11 protein-coding genes are annotated in these 18,000 nt (G+C 47.3%); all 11 read right to left on the minus strand.

The window, feature by feature from the left end:
* Positions 1-83 precede the first annotated feature (83 nt).
* The 11 genes from NNL21_RS28385 to NNL21_RS28435 all read right to left on the minus strand — a co-directional run bounded on the left by NNL21_RS28385 (position 84) and on the right by NNL21_RS28435 (position 17,862).
* Positions 84-1,703, minus strand: coding sequence for a type 2 periplasmic-binding domain-containing protein (locus NNL21_RS28385; protein ID WP_204821545.1), 1,620 nt, complete (start codon positions 1,701-1,703; stop codon positions 84-86).
* Between the two features lie 168 nt (positions 1,704-1,871).
* The gene (locus NNL21_RS28390) at positions 1,872-3,308 is read right to left on the minus strand and encodes a response regulator transcription factor (RefSeq protein ID WP_204821544.1); all 1,437 of its coding nucleotides are present in this window, start codon (positions 3,306-3,308) and stop codon (positions 1,872-1,874) included.
* Positions 3,286-5,037 (minus strand): sensor histidine kinase, encoded by a 1,752-nt coding sequence (locus NNL21_RS28395; protein WP_256555548.1) that lies wholly within the window; start codon positions 5,035-5,037, stop codon positions 3,286-3,288. Before NNL21_RS28395 ends, NNL21_RS28390 begins: the two co-directional genes overlap by 23 nt.
* 336 nt (positions 5,038-5,373) lie before the next feature.
* Positions 5,374-6,453 (minus strand): hypothetical protein, encoded by a 1,080-nt coding sequence (locus tag NNL21_RS28400; RefSeq protein WP_204821542.1) that lies wholly within the window; start codon positions 6,451-6,453, stop codon positions 5,374-5,376.
* A 560-nt stretch (positions 6,454-7,013) separates the two neighbouring features.
* On the minus strand, positions 7,014-7,694 hold the full coding sequence (locus NNL21_RS28405) for a DUF4956 domain-containing protein (protein ID WP_256555549.1): 681 nt from the start codon (positions 7,692-7,694) through the stop codon (positions 7,014-7,016).
* An 18-nt stretch (positions 7,695-7,712) separates the two neighbouring features.
* Positions 7,713-8,420, minus strand: a complete 708-nt coding sequence (locus tag NNL21_RS28410; RefSeq protein ID WP_204821541.1) for a polyphosphate polymerase domain-containing protein — start codon at positions 8,418-8,420, stop codon at positions 7,713-7,715.
* A gap of 1 nt (position 8,421) precedes the next feature.
* The gene (pelG, locus tag NNL21_RS28415) at positions 8,422-11,535 is read right to left on the minus strand and encodes an exopolysaccharide Pel transporter PelG (RefSeq protein ID WP_204821540.1); all 3,114 of its coding nucleotides are present in this window, start codon (positions 11,533-11,535) and stop codon (positions 8,422-8,424) included.
* The gene (pelF, locus tag NNL21_RS28420) at positions 11,536-12,951 is read right to left on the minus strand and encodes a GT4 family glycosyltransferase PelF (RefSeq protein WP_204821539.1); all 1,416 of its coding nucleotides are present in this window, start codon (positions 12,949-12,951) and stop codon (positions 11,536-11,538) included.
* 4 nt (positions 12,952-12,955) lie between these two features.
* Positions 12,956-14,791 carry a DUF2194 domain-containing protein gene (locus NNL21_RS28425; RefSeq protein WP_204821538.1) on the minus strand — a complete coding sequence of 612 codons (1,836 nt, stop codon included), beginning with the start codon at positions 14,789-14,791 and terminating at the stop codon, positions 12,956-12,958.
* 1 nt (position 14,792) lies between these two features.
* Positions 14,793-15,686: a hypothetical protein gene (locus tag NNL21_RS28430; protein WP_204821537.1), complete on the minus strand. Its 894-nt coding sequence runs from the start codon at positions 15,684-15,686 to the stop codon at positions 14,793-14,795.
* The gene (locus tag NNL21_RS28435) at positions 15,679-17,862 is read right to left on the minus strand and encodes an NAD-dependent epimerase/dehydratase family protein (protein WP_204821536.1); all 2,184 of its coding nucleotides are present in this window, start codon (positions 17,860-17,862) and stop codon (positions 15,679-15,681) included. The genes NNL21_RS28430 and NNL21_RS28435 overlap by 8 nt, the downstream gene beginning before the upstream one ends.
* Positions 17,863-18,000: the final 138 nt, after the last annotated feature.

Below are 18,000 nucleotides of genomic sequence, written 5' to 3' on the forward strand. Positions count from 1 at the left end.
AATCGGCGCCTCATTTCTGAAAGAAACAGCCATGGACATAAAGCGCCACAGCGAGCCCATGGCGCTTTATGCATTCCAATGCCTTATTTCTTAATTTCTTCCTCAATCTCTGAAATAATCGTGCTTCCGCCTTCGGCTTTCCAGTCTTCTACGAATGTATCGAACGCATCCAGCTCCAAGCTGCCGAGAACGATCTTGAAGAACGTTTCATTCTCCAGCTTCTGCAGGTTCGCCCAGCGCCGCTCCATCGTTTTGGTTGAAGCGCTGAATACCGGATCGGTCGCGTTCATCTCCTGCTTCAGCACACCCGCTCCGACCAAGTATGCGTGCGGCGCCGCCCAATCGTCCGCATTCACTCTCGGATTCGCCTTATCCTTGAGTGCCTGCTCATATACCAGCTGCATCTCCCCGTCCAGCTCTTCCGGCTTCACCTTGCCTGCCAACGCGTCGACGAGAAGCTTATGCTTGTTTGTTGCCGCATCCGGATAATCCGTAATCATCGTCAATGGCCACAAGGAATGGCCCACGATCAGTTTCTTTCCTTCCGCATCCGGCGTATGCGACACTTCATCATACATGTTGGCGTAGACGACAGCCGCCTCCGGATGCTCGAAGCCTTTCTTCACGACAAGGTAGGACTGCGCCGCTGGCAGCGATGCTATGTTGACCTTGCCTTTTTTGTCCTTAATCATATAAGCCTGCCAATTCGCCTTTGGATCGTTCTTAACTGACCCGGTCAATGCCCATGGCGTCCACCAAGGACCGAAGAATGCCCCTGCTTTGCCGCTGGCGACAAGCTCGTCCGGGCTCTTGCGAAGTGCAAACTCTTTGTCGATGAGTCCTTCCTTATACATATCCCGGATCACACCGAGCGCTTCCTTGGCTCCAGGCACCGTCGATCCGTATACGACCTTGCCGGACTCATCCTTCACCCAGGTTTGCGGATAGGCGTTGAAGGCGTTGAATATGCCCTTGAAATCATGCAGCCCGCCGCCGACGGCGGAGAGGTTCACGTTGTTGCCGGTTAAGCCGATCGTGTTGGCAGTGCCATCGCCGTCTGGATCCTTCTCCACGAACGCTTTCAGCATCGCCTTTAATTCTTCGATGTTCGTAGGCGGCTTCAAGCCCAACTTGTCCAGCCAATCCTGACGTACCCAGAGCATCGAAGGAGCATCGGCTTGGATGCCTACGCTAGGCAGCGCCAACAATTTCCCGTCATAGGTTGCGGCATCAATAACCTTGTTGTCGGTAGCCGCATAAAACTTCTTGATTTCAGGTGACACGTATTTTTCGTAGACGTCTGTCAAATCTTCCAGCTGATCCGATGCCGCCATCGCCCGGAACATCGTTTCATTGACGACCATCATGTCAGGCGTGTCGTTGCTGGCAACAGCCAGCTGCATTTTTTGATCATAATCCGTCGAGGACGCATACCACATCACTTTGGTTTTAAAATTCGTCTTATCGAATACATACTGGGTATACTCATTGTCTTCGATCGTCTCGCCATCCTTCAGATCCAAGTCAGGAAGGACGGATTTCGTGACCTTGACTTCTACCGGTTCAGGCAGGCGAAATGGATCCACCGGCGCATTGTCTACTGCCGCCTGTCCCTCTGTATTCTCTGGGGTACTATTGCTGCTGCATCCGGTAAAGATAAGAGAAGCTGCTAACACAAGGCCGAGCATTTTCTTGACGTTCATTTCCCCACCCTTTTCTATCTTCATTGTTGTTGGCGTTTTCATTATAAAATAAAAAAACTCCCCTCCGGGAGTATCCAGCGTCTTGAGAACCGTATACGATCGTACTTTTCTATACGGAGTTTGAGCGAGGTCACAGATGACGATGTGTGGTTTTTGGATGATCGTATGCTATCTATCGGATGTTTGTATACTAGCCTGTCGCTGCTGACGGTATTCGCTGGGTGTCAGTCCGATCTGCTCGCGAAATAACCGGCTGAAATACTTCTCGTTCGGGTACCCGATCTTCTCCGCGATCCGGATGATGGGGATGCTCGTTTGCGACAGCAGCTCCTCCGCCTTGGCGATCCGCTGGTCACGCACATATTCGTTGAACGGCTTTCCGACAATATCCTTGAAGCAGGAGCTGAAATAGCTGCGGCTCATGTTTACCATGCCGGCCATCTCGACCAGACCGGTTTGCTGCGAAATATCTTGCGCGATCAAATCGACCGCTTTGAGTATACTGTCCACGATCGGCTTCGAATATAAGGATTTATTCGTACATTCGATCAAATGCCTTCTCGTCTGGTGAATCCATTCCACCCACTCATACCAGTACGTCAGGCTTCCCATTCTGCTGCTCTCCGTCATCTCGCCCGTGGACAAGGTCCGCTCCCACTCGCGTATGGCAGAATAGAAGATACTCTCCAGCTTCTCCTTCGGCAGCCTCATTTGCTTCAGCTCCGATAACCTCTGGTTGAACATATCGTCGTGGTTTACCCAGCGAAGCGACGACCACCACTTATGCATATCCAGCACATCATCCTCGAAGACAATCGGCCATGATTGCTGCTCGGTAACAATCGATATGTCATACAGCCGCTTCCCCTCTTCGAGCTCGTACATCAACCCCCGGCATCGGAATTCGCGGAGCCACTTGATGACCTCGGTCTTCTTATACCCGCTAATATCAGGCAATCGCAGGATCACGATGGCGGGATCGGCTTTCAACCGTTCACGAAGCTCCTCCCCCTGCTGCCAGCCGGAATCATCGCCATCCGGTGCCCAGAGCCAAATATCCTGCTCGACCTCCATCAGACTTTCCACGAACTTCGCCGGCAGACGTTCCATCCATAAGCTGTCTTGCTCCGGGTGCAAGGATAAGAAGGCGAGACCGCAGCCGCACTGGAACTGCTCGTTCTCCACGGTTCCCGGAAGGATCCGGCTTGCTCTTGGATGCTTCCCGTTCTCTTCGGTGATCCGCCCCATAATGCGGGAGAGAACATCCTCCATCTTTTCTTTTTCCAGCTGCGTCTTTACGATGTAGTCGATTGCACCGAGCCGCAGCGCCTCTTGGATATATTCAAAGTCCTGGTGGAAGGTTAAGACAACCAGCCAAATATTAGGGTAGCGAATACGGACCGTACGCATTAATTCAATTCCCGACATAACCGGCATAGCCAAATCGGTAATAAGCAGATCCACTTCATTAACCTGCAGAAATTGAAGAGCCGCCTCGCCGTTGGCCGCCTCACCTGCGACCTTCAGTCCGAATTGCTGCCAAGGCATGAGAACCATTAATCCTTTGCGGACTAATTTGTCGTCATCCACGATTAATACGTTCAACCGATTCACCCTCTTTCTTTAATGGAAGCCGAAGCAGTACGGTCGTTCCTCCGCCCTCGCTGCTTTTAATTTGCAGCTCCGCTCCCGGCCCGTACCGTGACAATAGAATGCGTTTGACATAGTTAATACCGATGCCAAACCCCATCTTCTTGTTCTCCCCGCGTTCGTTGTGCAGCAGCTTATGGATGGCTTCCTCGGAAAGGCCGATACCGTTATCGGATACGGAAACAACCACGTAAGACGCATCCTCAACGCTAACCTGCACCTGAATGACGCCATCGTCGCCAAGCCCGTGATACAAGGCATTCTCGACAAGCGGCTGCAGAATAAACCTCGGAATGCTCTGATTCTCCACGAATTCGTCGGCCTCGATCTTCACGCCAAAACGGAAGTCATAACGGATTTGCTGCAGATTCAAATATTCCTTCAATGCGCCGATCTCTTGTTTGATCGTCGTCTCTTGCCCCTGCTTGTCCAGATTATAGTGAAGAAGCTTGTTAAGCGACGTAACGAGACGATCGATCTTGTCCTGGCCGTTCAGGCGCGCAAGCCAGCATACCGTATCGAGCGTGTTATAGAGAAAGTGCGGGTTAATCTGGTACATCAGCTTTTCAACCTCAAGATCCGCTCTCCGCTTCTCCTTCTGCTCGACTTCGGCAAGCAGGTCCCAGATTTGTTTGCGCATATGCCAGAACTGGTGCAGCAGATGATCGAACTCCGGTATTTGCATCATCTTGATTTCGGAATGGAAGTTCTTGTTCGCAAGCTGCATGATTTCTTTATTGAACCGCGTAAGAGGCACATACACCATCCGCCAGAGCAGCCACCCCAGCAGCAGGCTGACAGCAATCGACAGCAGCGAGAAGCCGGCAAACTGCTTGATCCACTCCGATATTTCTTTGTTATACTCGGACTGGGCGATGACGGAAACGACACTCCAGCCCTGATTACTCACATTCTGGAATAAATAATAGCCTTCATGCTTAACTAATTGACCGGGCTCATTGCCTGCAGGATATACGGTTCCAATCGGAAAACCAGACGCATTCTCGCTGTAGCTGACCACGCCCTTGTCATTGACGATCAAATGGTCGACATGCATGCCCTTCTGATTGCTTTGTAATATTTTCTGCGTAAATTCAAATCCCGTTTCCACATAGACATACACATCATCCCGCTCCGGAATGTTGGCCTGCCGGTAGACGGAAATCACATTGCTGTCGTCAAACCGGTTGCTCGCTTTATGCGGTCCAAAGTAAGTCAAGCTCTCATACTGCTGCAGTATCGGCAGCTTGTCCAGATCGAAGTCCTTTTTGATGGGAAAGTTTTCGAATAGAAAGCGATGGTCGTTCTGAAAGTAATAGAACGTTAGCCCGATCGACGGATTGGCAAAATTAATAATGTTCAGCTCGTTTATGAGCTCCTTCTCCAGGCGCGACTTCTCGTACACATTGGACGTATCCAGATAATGCTGCAAATCGCGACCGATGCTTCCGTTGAATGCCAGCTGCTGGGTGACATGATTTAAGTTCGATAACGTATTTTCAAGCGATAGCGCAACCTGCTGCAAATTATTTTGAACGCTCGACTCAATCTTGTTGTTCAGCATGGCGTACATTTTATAATAGGATAGTGTTCCTATTAAGCCCAACGGCAGAAGCGAGCTGGTCAGAATGATAATAAGAAGCCGCTTCTTGAGCGATAGCTTCGTGAATATGCTGGGGTTCAACGTCATGGCCTCCTAGCTCCTATCGATAGACGGACGAACACATCGTGCAAGAAAATAGACTCCCCTGCTTAGCTGTGACACTGATCCTGCAGTCCCAGAAGAGACAGTATTCGACAAATCAAGGTCAGTATAGCAGACCTCCGGCACATTCCACAATCATTTCGCTTCATACGTTGAGCTATTGATTGGAATACAACCCGCTAGCGATTCTCCAGAAGCATGCTTCCTGATCCCACGTTGTTCCTAACATCGTTCAACGTAACCTTCGCATCTCATAGACCGATCACAACAAAAGAAAGCCCCAAAATCACGGGCTTTCTCAGCTGGGCTTGGTGATCAGACGCAGGATAAGTCGCCCTTCCCCAATGCCGCTCGTGCAATCAAACGCTGTTCATTCCGGTGCCGCTCCGTTATTCTCAGCATGGCTTCCCCGGTAATCTGCCACGTCATATCCGGGTTGACCGCGCGGTAATCATTCGATTCGGAACCGCGGTAGCCCCATACCAGAATCGTCCTCGCCCCGGCGTCATAGGCCGCATCGGCAGCCAGGATGATCTCTTCTTCTCTGCCCCCGGGATTGCCATAGCCTTGGATCCATATATTGTGATCCTTCTTATACTGCTGGCATATGGACAGGTTCTCCTCGGTTGCCTGATAAACAAATCCATAAGGATCTACATTCTGATGGCCAAGCCAGTAGGGATCCGATCCGATATTGTCCAGTGTATCCAGCTTCGCAATCTCAGCGATTGTGGACAAATTAATGCCGAAATGGCCGCCGAGCATGACACAGATGATATTCTCGAACTGTTTGTCCTTGCTGTATCTCGTAACTTCGGCGAAATAATCAACGACCGTCCATATACGGAATTGCTCGACCTCCGGCGTAAACTCGGCCGGCATCTCTTTTCCATGCTGCTCAAGAAACAGCTTCTTACATCTGAGGCAGCTGCAGGTCCAGACACTGGGCTTGCCGTTTATGATGTTCTTCCCTTCCAGATGCGGCTCATCCCAGAAGATGCTCTTGCCTCCGATATCCTTCACGACATCGATCCATTCCCGCGTAAACTTGCGGAAATCGGGGCTGTTCAGACATACCCGTACCGGATCGACGGTCCCGTCCGAGTATACCTGATGGCTGTCCGGATAATAGGAAAGAAAATGAGACTTATCCCCCGGAGGCCCGCCGATCCCCCAATTGTCAATCCATACCTCCAGGCCGTATCCCTCGGAAATTTGAATAATCTCTCTCATAATATTGCGGTGACGATCCCAGTCATTATGCGAGAACATATGGACGACCAGATTGAAATGATGCTCGATAATATCTCTCATATCAGATTCAACATGTCTCAATATGCGATTACCATGATAAGCAACGCCCTTTTTCAATTGACTTCTGCCTGATGTGTTCATATCCGAAGCCCTCCTCAATAAGTCCTTAATTAGAACGTTCACCCTTCCTTACACATGGACGCCGCTTGATCGATGTGATGCGCGATTTTACGCGCTATACATTGTTCTTGCTTGTATTTACTCGGGTTCAGTATATAGTCAGAATAGTTTCTAATCAATACTATTTATTATAATATTTTACTATTCCAACAACATCTGCACCTAATGGGTCTGTAGGTGACTTTTACTGATTTTGCAGTCGCATCCGCCCCACAAAACGTCAAAAAAACTGCACACAATCTCCGCTATGCGCAGTTTTGTTCAAATGAGCCTCTATCCTCTGGATTATTAACGAAAATAAAGCGGATTACTGATTGCGGCCAACAGCACCGTATTGGTTTCTTCGAAATGCCGCCGTTTATTAATCCCGGCCAGAAGACTAAACTCGTGCGGATTGAGCCGGATGTCCGGTATCACGTTCATATAACAGCAAAAAGACCGTGAGCTTCTACGGATGCAGAAATTCACGGCCTTCTTATGTTCCCTGTTGTCGTCGGTATCCGACTCACTCTTATGCATGCCTACTGAGCGTAGTCGCCTGTATAGTTGACCAAGGATGCGTCATGCACGCCCTCGATATTCGAAATCGTATGCACGAACGACGTATTATCGTCACGGAGCATTACTTCAACCGTAACCTCTGTAAAATCTTTACGAACCGTCTTGGACTTCAGCCTGCTGTCCAGCTTGCGTAATTGGATGCGAATCTCATCGGTTGCAGCCTCCGAATGGCGGATAATCAACAGATAAGCCTGCTCCTTAATCTTGCGTTTGGATAACCACATGACGATTAATCCAATGACCAGCGAACCGAATAATGCAAGGGGGTACATCTTCGCCCCGCTTGCGATTCCCGCAGAAATGGCCCAGAACATGTAAACGATGTCCAGCGGATCCTTGACCGCCGTACGGAAACGAACAATGCTGAGCGCGCCTACCATACCAAGTGATAAGACGATGTTTGTACTAATCGTCATAATAATAAGTGAAGTAATGACGGCCATTAATACGAATGAAACATTGTAGTTGTAGCTGTATACGACACCACGGAACGACTTGCGGTAGATCCAATAGATAAACATGCCGATGACGAATGAGCACAATAACCCCAGCACCATGTCTACATAGGAAATACTACGAAATGCCTCCAAATGGAGCATGCTTTTCTTGATAATATCTTGGAAATTAACCGTCTCTCCCACAATAGCACCTCTAACTCTCTATTCTTTAAAATGTTTAATGCCAACTTCCCGGCAGATCACATATTTGGAGATGGAAGAGCGCTGATGATTGTCAGGCTGTACCAGCTTACGGATATGATCCGGGAGAAAAGAATCGTATTTCACCTCAAGAATAGTCTGAGGAAGGAGTAACGACTCCTCAAGTACCAAGTCAGGATGAAACAAATCATGGGTGTTGATCCCCGCGCTTAACCGCTTATCGAATGTAATTCGAACGTTGCCGGGCTCGTACACATAGGCCTCACGAACATAATTCACGATCGTAATGGGCCTGAAGCCACGATTAAGCGCCGCATAGAATTCTTGCAGCAGCGTATGACCCTTCTCTTTCATGAAGCTATATTCGCCATCGAGAATAGAATCATACTCTAACCGGCTAATCGCAGCAGATTCTTTACATACATACTCACCAAACTTGCTCTTACGCTCGACCGAAATTTTGGCATCGGAGCCGTTATAAATCCGGATACGATACTTTTCCCGCTTAAAAATGCCATCATTCTTATCATGCAGCGAATGCCTGTGCGGACCGTCAAAATATAAGCTTCGAATTTCATAACCGTCTGAAGCTAGCGAGTTTCGATCCATGGTGAGAACCTGGGATACTTTATGTCTTAAGGCCATGTAGTCATGAGCATGAAGATAATACTTATACTCATGCCTCAGTTTCTTTCCCTGGAACTCCATGCTAATCCACCTCAAACTCTCTCATCCCGTAGAAGTAATCGCCATCTTCGTTTAGGTAATAGTCGAATGCATTTTGTTCATGTCCTTTGGAGTCCCGAGCGACGACCTTCCAGTAATAAGTGCCCGGTTTCAATGAACCGATGGTTACACTATTCAGCGAAAGCCCTGTCTTCTGGGCCACGATCTGCGTAAATAAAGGATCTTTGGCGACTGCTAGATCATAGGTGAGGTTATCTCCTTGAAAGTCATAGGAAATATCCCATCCTAATTCCACCTTAGCATCATCTAACTCAACATCATGAAGGAAGAAGGGTCTAGGCTTCTCGAGGTCTTCGAGGTAACGCTGTTTGCCCCTTTCCGGTGTATCCATCAGCTGCTGAAGTTCTTTATCGAAATCTTTATTGAATCCCGGCAAAAACTGGATGTCCGGATTTCTGAACAAAAACGGTTTGACCGTATCCCGGTATTTGTCGATTTGCTTACCGATTGTATCCTTATTGATATATTTCAGCGAGAGCTCTTCGATCTTATCGGTTAGCTGTTGAATATGCTCCTGTGTACGGAAATAGCGATTATGCAGCGTGTTCGCCCAGTAGTTGCTAAGTCCGTTCTGATGCAAATGAATGTCTTTCTTCTCTCTTTGAAGCTCCCATCCCCCGTCATAGTCCCATGGTATAAAGTACCACTTCTCAGAGTTCAGGGGTGAGTAGAGGTAGAAGTTGTTTGCATCAGTATCCATGTTGTCCATCAGAATATTCATAGCTGTCCATGTCAGAATATTCTCCAGATCAAAATGCTTCTCAATCACATCATTGATCGGTATCTGCAAATTATTCAAATCGTCCAGCATGCTTATTAATTTATCGTGCTCTTCCCGTCCTTTGATCTCCAGAATGGTCTCGAACGATTTCTTATCGTAGGTAGGATCATTGTGCGATTTGATCAAATCGGGATACCGCTGGAACTCAAAGAACGTAACCTTGTACAAATTCCCGTTTGGATCGAGCCAGTGTGATTTCAGAAACAACTCGTTCGGCTGCTCAATCTGCGTATACAAGCCATAATCCTGATAGGACGCCTTTGCAGCGCCTTCCGACAAGTCCTTGACATAGAGCTGGACAAACTGCGTTCTCAAACTCGTCATACTCGGGATCGTCTCCATTAAATCGAAGCTTAGTTTATTTCTCATTCTGGACAGATCCATAATATGCTTATTTAAATTGAGCGTCCGTTGATTATGCCAAAGTCCGGCTTCGTCATACAACTTAATCTTGTATGATTTTTGCGAGGCATTTCGCGCCGTGTTACCCCTCAAGCTTATTTTGGCATTCGCGCTTGTTTGACCGTAACCGAACTCCCCTTGAGCCGGTCCGCTGCCATCGCTTTTGCCTTCTTGGACGATGATCTCCAGATTCTCCTCGCTGTAACGATCCGTCATGCGATTTAGCGCATACCAATTCACCGGAAGAGCACTGTCTTCTTTATCAGGCAGTATTGTGACGTATAAGGCCTTTAAAGAAGCGTCCTCATCTCTATCATAAATGCGTTTATCTTCCGTCAACCCACTCCTCGGTTCAGACACCGTAACGGGAGCTTTCACCTCGCCGGACTTCTCTTCAGAATTATCCGAGGCTTCGCTTGAGCAAGCGGATAGCAGCAAAGCCATTACAACAACGGAGGATAACACCGTGGATGATTTGACGAGCGGCGTTTTTCCCGCCGGCTGCTTTCCCTTCGTCATAAGCGGCTGTGAACAGAACGTATAGTAATCAATGTTGCGCAGTACATACAGCAACCGGAGGATAACGGCTGCCAGACCAATGAATGCCGCAATAAACATACCAAGACCGTCATCCCCGCGTATCATCATCCAATACGTCATCCCTGCGCTCAGAAGTACAAATAAACCGCTAATGCCCAGCACACCTTTCCGATCATCGAAGTACATGAGAATATGCAAGAATACAAACATCATGATAAAGAGGAAATAGCCCAATACCAGAACAATGAATACATCCAGCTGCGCCATCGTAAATCCGATTTTCGGCAGAAGCTTCATACCGATCGCGATCGAGAGAACCGTGAATAATAGCTGTACTTCCATCAGAAATCCGATCTCACGAATTAAGGTCCGCTGCATCGCTTTCTTCGCTTTGTTAATCTCCTGAAGCGTCCCTCCATCAAGCACTTGGAGATAGTACACACGAAACTTCTCATAGAAAGAAGTCTCAATCGATACCACAAACATAACCAGCGACGGCACTACCGACAGGAACGCATAGAACACCGGCAAATCGTACATCGGCATAACCAGATATTGATTTGCAATTTCTCTCCCGTCCGGACCGAGCCAATAAACGAAATTATGTATATAGACGCCTGCATACATGAAGCAGCCTGTAAAAAAGAGCGCCGGATATTTTTTGAAATAAGAAAGAAACGAAAAATATAACTGAAACCTGGATCTAGGAAAGATTTGTTTGAAGTGATGCATCGACATGATACAGATCATAAAGAAACCGACGTCAATAGAGAACAAAGCCGCAGTAGTAGAATCTAGCGCGGTAAACGTAAACAAGAGCCAACCCGCGGCCAGCGCCGCAACTACGCCAATAGCAAAGCTGCGGACAATACGTATATAGTCCTTCAAAGCGGATAAATAGACACTTTGAATCCATATCATAATAAGCTCCATGAAGAACAGATATGCCCCGACCTTATACTCCGCGCTTGCCGCAACATCTCTCAAGAAGATCCATGCAGCAAGGCCGCCAAGCGGCAAACAAACAATAAGCGCGCCATAGAAGGAAGACAGGATATGATCAAACTTCTTCTGGTACAGCATATCAGCCAAGAACCGGGTCAACACCATGGAAATCCCACTCGTTACAACTATGGAGAAGATGAAGCAGTACGTTACCGTTGCTATATATAGCTCCCATTCCAAGTAGCTGGCATCATGAGAGGACATCATCCTTTGGAGCGCAATGATTAAGAACATGCATAAGATCATGGGTCCAATTGTCGTTAAGGAAGAGTAGGCATAGGCTCTGACATGATTGATTAAACCTTGCCCTTGGAACAGTTTTCTTAGTTCAAATCCGATTCCAGCCATTTACGCTCTCCTCCCTAATGATTGATAAAGCTCGCGGTAACCCGTAATGACTGCCTCATTCTTGTAATATATCTTCACACGTTCACAGGCATTGCGCCCCATCGACTCGCGAAGCTGCTCGTCCTTACATAACTTGATCACCGAATTGGCAATCTGCTCGTAATGCATAACAGGCGCAACGAATCCCGCAGGTCCGATTCCATCATCCACGCCTTCCAGAAGCTCCCTGCAGCTGCCCACATTAGTAGCCACGAAAGGCTTGGAGCATGCCATACCCTCTAATATAGCAAGCGGCTGCCCTTCACTTATACTGGTCAGCATGAGTACATCCATCTGTCCCAGATAATCCAACACTCGGACCGAGCCGGTAAACTGAACATCCTTGACCTCCAAGGCCTCTATCATTTGCAGGCATTCTTCATAGTACTCTTGATCCTCTTCAATAGGTCCCATAATGGTCAGCTCTGCTTGAGGGATTTCTCTTTTAATTAATGCGAAGCTTTGAAGCATGGTCTTAATGTCCTTGATCGGCACAACGCGGACAATCGCTCCGATCCGAATCTTGCCATCCTTCGGAGCCCGAATCAGATCGGCATAGTTCTCGCTGTTCACGCCGTTGGGAATGACACTTATTTTGTCAGGATTACAACCAAGCTCGATCTGAATTTCTTTATTTCGGCCGAACAAGGTGATGACTTGATCCGCTGCCTCATATGCGCATCCGGAAAGTCTATAGAAGTATTCAATCCATAAGTCCTTGAAATACCCCTTCACCCAGTCCGCCTTGATGATCTCTTCTTCCCGTTCACGTGAATAAATGCCATGCTCGGTAAGAAGGAACGGACTTCCATGCACATGCTTCGCCAGTGCCCCGATAACGCCCGCATATCCCGTAGATACACTGTGATAAACATCAGCCTTCGGAATATCATGCCGGAGCGTTAACAATAGAGGCAAGATCATCGAACGCACCGTCCAGAACATCTCCGTAAACGGCACCAAGTTATATTTGGTTTGACACAGCTCCTCAAGAATATCGAAGTAATCCTTGCTTAAGAGGAAGTCTGATGCCTCACGGAATTGATTGCTGCGCAGCAAATCAAATATATTAGCCCAATCAATCTCATCTTCTCCCCCAAGAAGGGAACGCACGTCGCGCTTCTTGGCGGCGGAGAGACGAAACCGGCTTCCCCACTCGCTCTGTTCGAAGAGATAGGCATCCAAAAATATTTCCTTTACCTCGACAACATTCGGGGGGAGATCATACTTGAACTGTCCTTGCTGCGAGCTTTGGGCACCTATGGCAAATATAATAAATTCATGCTCCGGCATTAGTGTAATGATCGAGTGTATCCAGCTGGAAACGCCGCCCGTTATATAAGGATATGACCCCTCTGCGATTAAACATATTCTCATGCCGCTACCCGCCTAACCCAATCGCAAATTTTGATTCATGTGCTGTAACAAGGAATGTATCGATATCTATTTTTTTGACCGAGCAGTTCACTTGCTTCTTAATCTTGCGTTCCGTTCTTAAAATGTAATACAGATCATGACCTTGGAAGTTATGAATCTCGCCAGTGATGCTATCCTTATCCTTCTTCCAGCTTACGCTTGAAATCAATGTCCTGCCCATATCAAGCGCCGCTTCCGTTGAGGTCATTTCTCTTAGCCAAGGGTATGTTTGTTGTAGACGTTCAAGCTTCTGTGAAAATTGTTTATACAGCTCATCCCACGTCATAAAATTGCTGCGCTCTTCATCTAGTACATCATCGGGATGAATAAAATGAGAGAAAACGCCGAGCGATGTGATGGTATTGGCTTCCGACCAGTGATCATAAGCTCTTTCAAAATAGCCCGATGTGACGCGAGGCATCTCCAACACGCCGTCTTCAGCAATTTCATATTCCTGAACATAAGCCAAACCTTCTCCATCCTCGCCATATAACGAAGATATGACCGTTAAATCAGGCCAGGCTGCTTTTAACGCTTGCCTTCCTTCCTTACTAATCACATTCGACGGAGGAATGTAGGACATCAATTTATAACTCGGGAAGGAACGACCCGTAAAAATAACCGCTTCCTTGATGGACTTCTCCATATTCGTCAGATTCGCCCATGCATTGTATCCGAAAGAATCCGCAACTTTCTTGCTCATTTGTAGGGATTGATGATTGTAGCCGTGTAAACCGATTTCCCCCCCGCTCTTGATCACCTCTCGACCGAACGTAATCAATCCGTATCGATCCTCATCAATCGGATATTGAAAAGGTGGCTCGACATCGTCGTGATAGGTTTGAATGAGGCCTGTTGTGTATTTGATACCATGGTTTTTGGAGGCTTTGAGCATATCCGGCCACCAGATATCCTTGAAGAACGAGGGTACATCTCTCTGATAGACCTCGTAGATGGATGGCTCGATCCCCTTTTTAATTGGGGAAGGAAAATCGTCAATATAGAACAGCTTTGAATTGAATATCGGGTAGATGAAATCCGGCTCTAATAAGCTTACCGCTCCCGCGAAGATGCCTCTATTGATTTTCTCTTGAAGCATCGTACCGTTAAACACCATGAAGGCTCCTTGACCATAGCTGTGTCTCCAAATTAGCGGTGTACCTTCATTCGTTTCCGCGAGCAGCTGCGCTGAGCTGTCAAGCTCCACCGGATTGGACGAATTGGTTATAAAGTCATCTTTCATTACCAAATTACCTTCGCCAATCAGCAGGTTAGAGGTCAGTTTAATGCCCGTTGTTAAAAACGTGCTTCCAAATGAGGTTATCCCCAGCTTACGGTACAAGAGGTTATATTGATCATTCACTTCAACGGAGCTCATGAAGAGCACATACCCGCCATTATCGACATAATCCACCAGTCGGTCCATATCGAGCTTGGCAGGCAGAACGTCTAGTGCAACCACGACGGTTGAGCATCCTTGTGGGTTGAATGCCTCGTCCGCTATATTTACTTCATGGACAGGCTTCTGCATGTACTGAAGCATGTGCTGAGCGTTGCTCTTCAAGAGTCGGCTGTATTCATTCTCGGAAGAATAGATAAGACAGTATGAAGCATCGGTTATGAAGCTTTTGTCCACCTGCTCGGCAGCCGTCAGCAACAGATCCCGTTGTTCAAGAAGGTCACTATTCTGCTTGAACTTCAGCACATATTGAGAACGCGCAACCTGTATAACAATCGCTAGCAGCAGTATGGCAATTAGAATCACATAAACATTTCTAGTGAATCTTATATCCTTGTTCATTCTAGGCTCCTTCCGACCAGAACCTGACCATTGTCAATGCATGGTTAGAAAGTTTCAGCGGTGACTTCTTGATCATCAATAAAGTATGCTGCAGCTTCTCGGCGGATTTTATTGTGAAATATACCTTGAGGTAGCATAGGTAGACGTTCTCAACATGTGGATATTTCTGTTCGAACACGCGACAGGTTTCTTCCGCTTCCGCGTATCGTTCCAATTCAAGCTCCATGTCGACCTTATCTACGAAAGCTTCCCTGGCATTCTGTGAGATCTCGGTGTACTGCTCGAGTACACCGAGGTAGATAAATTTATATTTCCGAAGCGTACGCTCATCCAGGAAGCCGCTTCGCAAGTAGCCCTTCAACACTTCCGTATATGCTCTAAGAACGTGCTCGTCACTCTTGTTGTTCTCATATTGAACAGAGAGCTCCTGAAGCGATAGCGTCAGCTTGCGCTTCACTTCCATAATTGCACTGACAGCGTAGTGAGACGTCTCGGTATCCTCGTTGCTAACCGCCGTTTGCAGGATCTCCAAATAATTGATCGCATCCTGCTTAAGCACATCGATCATCACCTTACGCCGCGTATTATGCTCGCTTACGAGGAGCGCCTCCTCGATCGACAATACGTCAAGTTCCTTCTGCGTCTCCATCTTCGAATAAATACCTAAATGCTGAACCGACATTTCCTTCTGTTGGGATGCAATATAGGCATCGAGCTTGCCGCCTGCATCCTTATACAATCTGCCTGGCCAGAACACGGGGAATAGCCATCCAATAACGGGAAATACGGTAACGACAACCATCCTCAGCAGCCACTCTCTGGGTGAATGCCGATAATATACGCCTAATAAAGCAGCCGATAATAGAATATAGATGCCTAATAAGAGGTTAATCATGCTGCAGCACTCCATCAACGATCTGTAGGGATAAACCTCGGCTCGCAAACCGGTTCAATACATAACTGGCATCCTCTTCACTTGTATTGGATAGTAGAATAACGACCTTCTCGTCCTCATTCAAGCCAATATAATCCGTCTCCCGCAGCATACCGGCAACTTTGTCGGCATACTCTTCAAACCTGCCCTCCGTCTGCCCCACTACCAGATAAGGAGTGTTATGGTTCATTCTCGCCAGACGTTTACTTTCTAGAATAGAAGCAAATGCCTCCTTGCGCAGTATCGATGTTCCTGGTACATATCGCTGGCTCTCGGTAGCTTCAATGTATGCAAAAGCCCGTGTTAGCGCGGATGAAACGAGTTCTGACGTAACCTTGAACAAATTCTGATAATAGAGTGAGAATTTATTAAATGCTATTCCGTCAATGGTAATGACGGCCTTGATTGCACCGTTATAGATGATCGGAGCACACATGAGCGGAGCGCTGCTGTCCAGTTCCTTGTTGACGAATACTTTCCCCTCTTGCAGCACCCACTGCATGCTGGAATGCTCCTCAACTCGCAGCGACTTTGCTGCTTGTGCGTCATAATCATTGGAATGCGCAATCAAGCGCATATATGTTCCATGTGGGTTAACCGAATAGATCGCTACCGATTCAACGGACATAATCGATTTCACGACGTTAACCGTTGAGTTGAACACCGTTTCCGGCTCTAGGCTTTCTAGCTCCTTGGTAATGGAATAAATCTTCCCGAAGCTGTCTCCGCTGTTCAGAATACGAAGCTGCAGCTCATCTTTTACCTCTCGAACCTCCCGGTACATGCCGTTCAGAAACTCATAACGCTCTTCCAATTCATCTTTCGTTTTCACTGCGGATTGGATGACAGCATTCTTCCTTTCGATGGCATAGCCCACCACAAGCCCGATAAACAAATAAATCGCGATTTGGAAGAACACATCCGTATCATAGAGCAAAGATACAAGCTCCCGGCCATCGAGCAGCTTCTGATAGACAAATAACCCGATCGACAAGGCAACAGCCAAGATCGATTGTCTGCTCCCATACATAATCCCAATAATCGTAATGTAGAAGAGCTTGATATCGATTGCGCTATAATCATTCGTTATTTGAGAAAGAGACAACCACGCCGTCAGAACGAAAGCCAGCAGGTTTTCCCCATATGGCATATATTTTTTCAACCATTGCCGTACCGCAGACGGCTTGGACTCCACCATCGTAGAAGCCGTGCTTTCAAGCTCGGCTTGCTTCTGTTCAAACCAGCCGTATGTCCGCTGCAGCCCTTCCTCAATGCCATACATAGGTGACCAATCGAGTTCATGCTTCACTTTGGCGTTGTTCAGAATGGAGTGGGTAATATCACCTGGACGCATATCTGTATGGATTACGCTTTCGATGGCACGCATGCCGCCAATCGACTCTATAATTGCATTGACGCTGCATTTCATATTCGTGGAGAGATTATACACGCCTGATAATTTAGAATAGGACGACCTGAATATCGCATCCGCGACATCCTCCACGTATATAAAGTCTCTTGTTTGTTCCCCATCTCCGTACACATACAGGGTTTGACCCGACAGTACCCGGTTCATGAAAATAGAAATAACGCCTCCCTCACCGGATGAGCCTTGACGCGGGCCATACACATTAGAGAAACGGAAGCAGGTCGTATCCAGCCCGTACAGCTCCTGCCACTTCAAGCAATACGATTCGCCTACCCATTTGCTGATTCCATACGGGGAGATCGGATCGCAATCCGCTTCTTCAGTCAGCGGCATTTGATCATTCGTTCCGTATACAGCCGCCGATGAGGCGAAAATAAACTTTTTCACCTTGAACTTCTGGGCCAAATTCAAGATATTAACCAAACCCAATACATTGGACTCCGAATCTAATTGGGGATTCGTAATGGAGGTATTTACATTGGCTTGTGCCGCGAGGTGGACAACCGTGTCAAACTGATTAGCTTGAAAAACCTCCTCGCATTTGGAATCCTCAACCGCTAATTGATATCCCTTGTGCTTGAATGTCACATGGTCCAGCTTCCCGGTTGACATGTTATCGATAATATAGACCTCATATCCCTCTTTATGAAACCGTTCCGCAACATGAGAGCCAATAAAACCGTAACCACCCGTAATAAGAACCTTCATTACGATCACCCCATCATATCTATAGACATATAAAAAATTCAACAATTTACAACAAAATCTAATTATAACAAGCCGTTCTGAACAAATTCTGAACAAAAACTGACAAATTTCATTATTCCATCTACATCCATTCTATGA

The organism is Paenibacillus mendelii (genome assembly GCF_024498075.1).
Lineage (GTDB): Bacteria > Bacillota > Bacilli > Paenibacillales > Paenibacillaceae > Paenibacillus_Z > Paenibacillus_Z mendelii.

Bases quoted from the DNA above. Each gene is read 5' to 3' on its own strand.
- NNL21_RS28385 (WP_204821545.1), bottom strand. From the start codon at position 1,703: ATGAACGTCAAGAAAATGCTCGGCCTTGTGTTAGCAGCTTCTCTTATC.
- NNL21_RS28400 (WP_204821542.1), bottom strand. From the start codon at position 6,453: ATGAACACATCAGGCAGAAGTCAATTGAAAAAGGGCGTTGCTTATCAT.
- NNL21_RS28410 (WP_204821541.1), bottom strand. From the start codon at position 8,420: ATGGAGTTCCAGGGAAAGAAACTGAGGCATGAGTATAAGTATTATCTT.
- pelG (WP_204821540.1), bottom strand. From the start codon at position 11,535: ATGGCTGGAATCGGATTTGAACTAAGAAAACTGTTCCAAGGGCAAGGT.
- pelF (WP_204821539.1), bottom strand. From the start codon at position 12,951: ATGAGAATATGTTTAATCGCAGAGGGGTCATATCCTTATATAACGGGC.
- NNL21_RS28425 (WP_204821538.1), bottom strand. From the start codon at position 14,791: ATGAACAAGGATATAAGATTCACTAGAAATGTTTATGTGATTCTAATT.
- NNL21_RS28430 (WP_204821537.1), bottom strand. From the start codon at position 15,686: ATGATTAACCTCTTATTAGGCATCTATATTCTATTATCGGCTGCTTTA.
- NNL21_RS28435 (WP_204821536.1), bottom strand. From the start codon at position 17,862: ATGAAGGTTCTTATTACGGGTGGTTACGGTTTTATTGGCTCTCATGTT.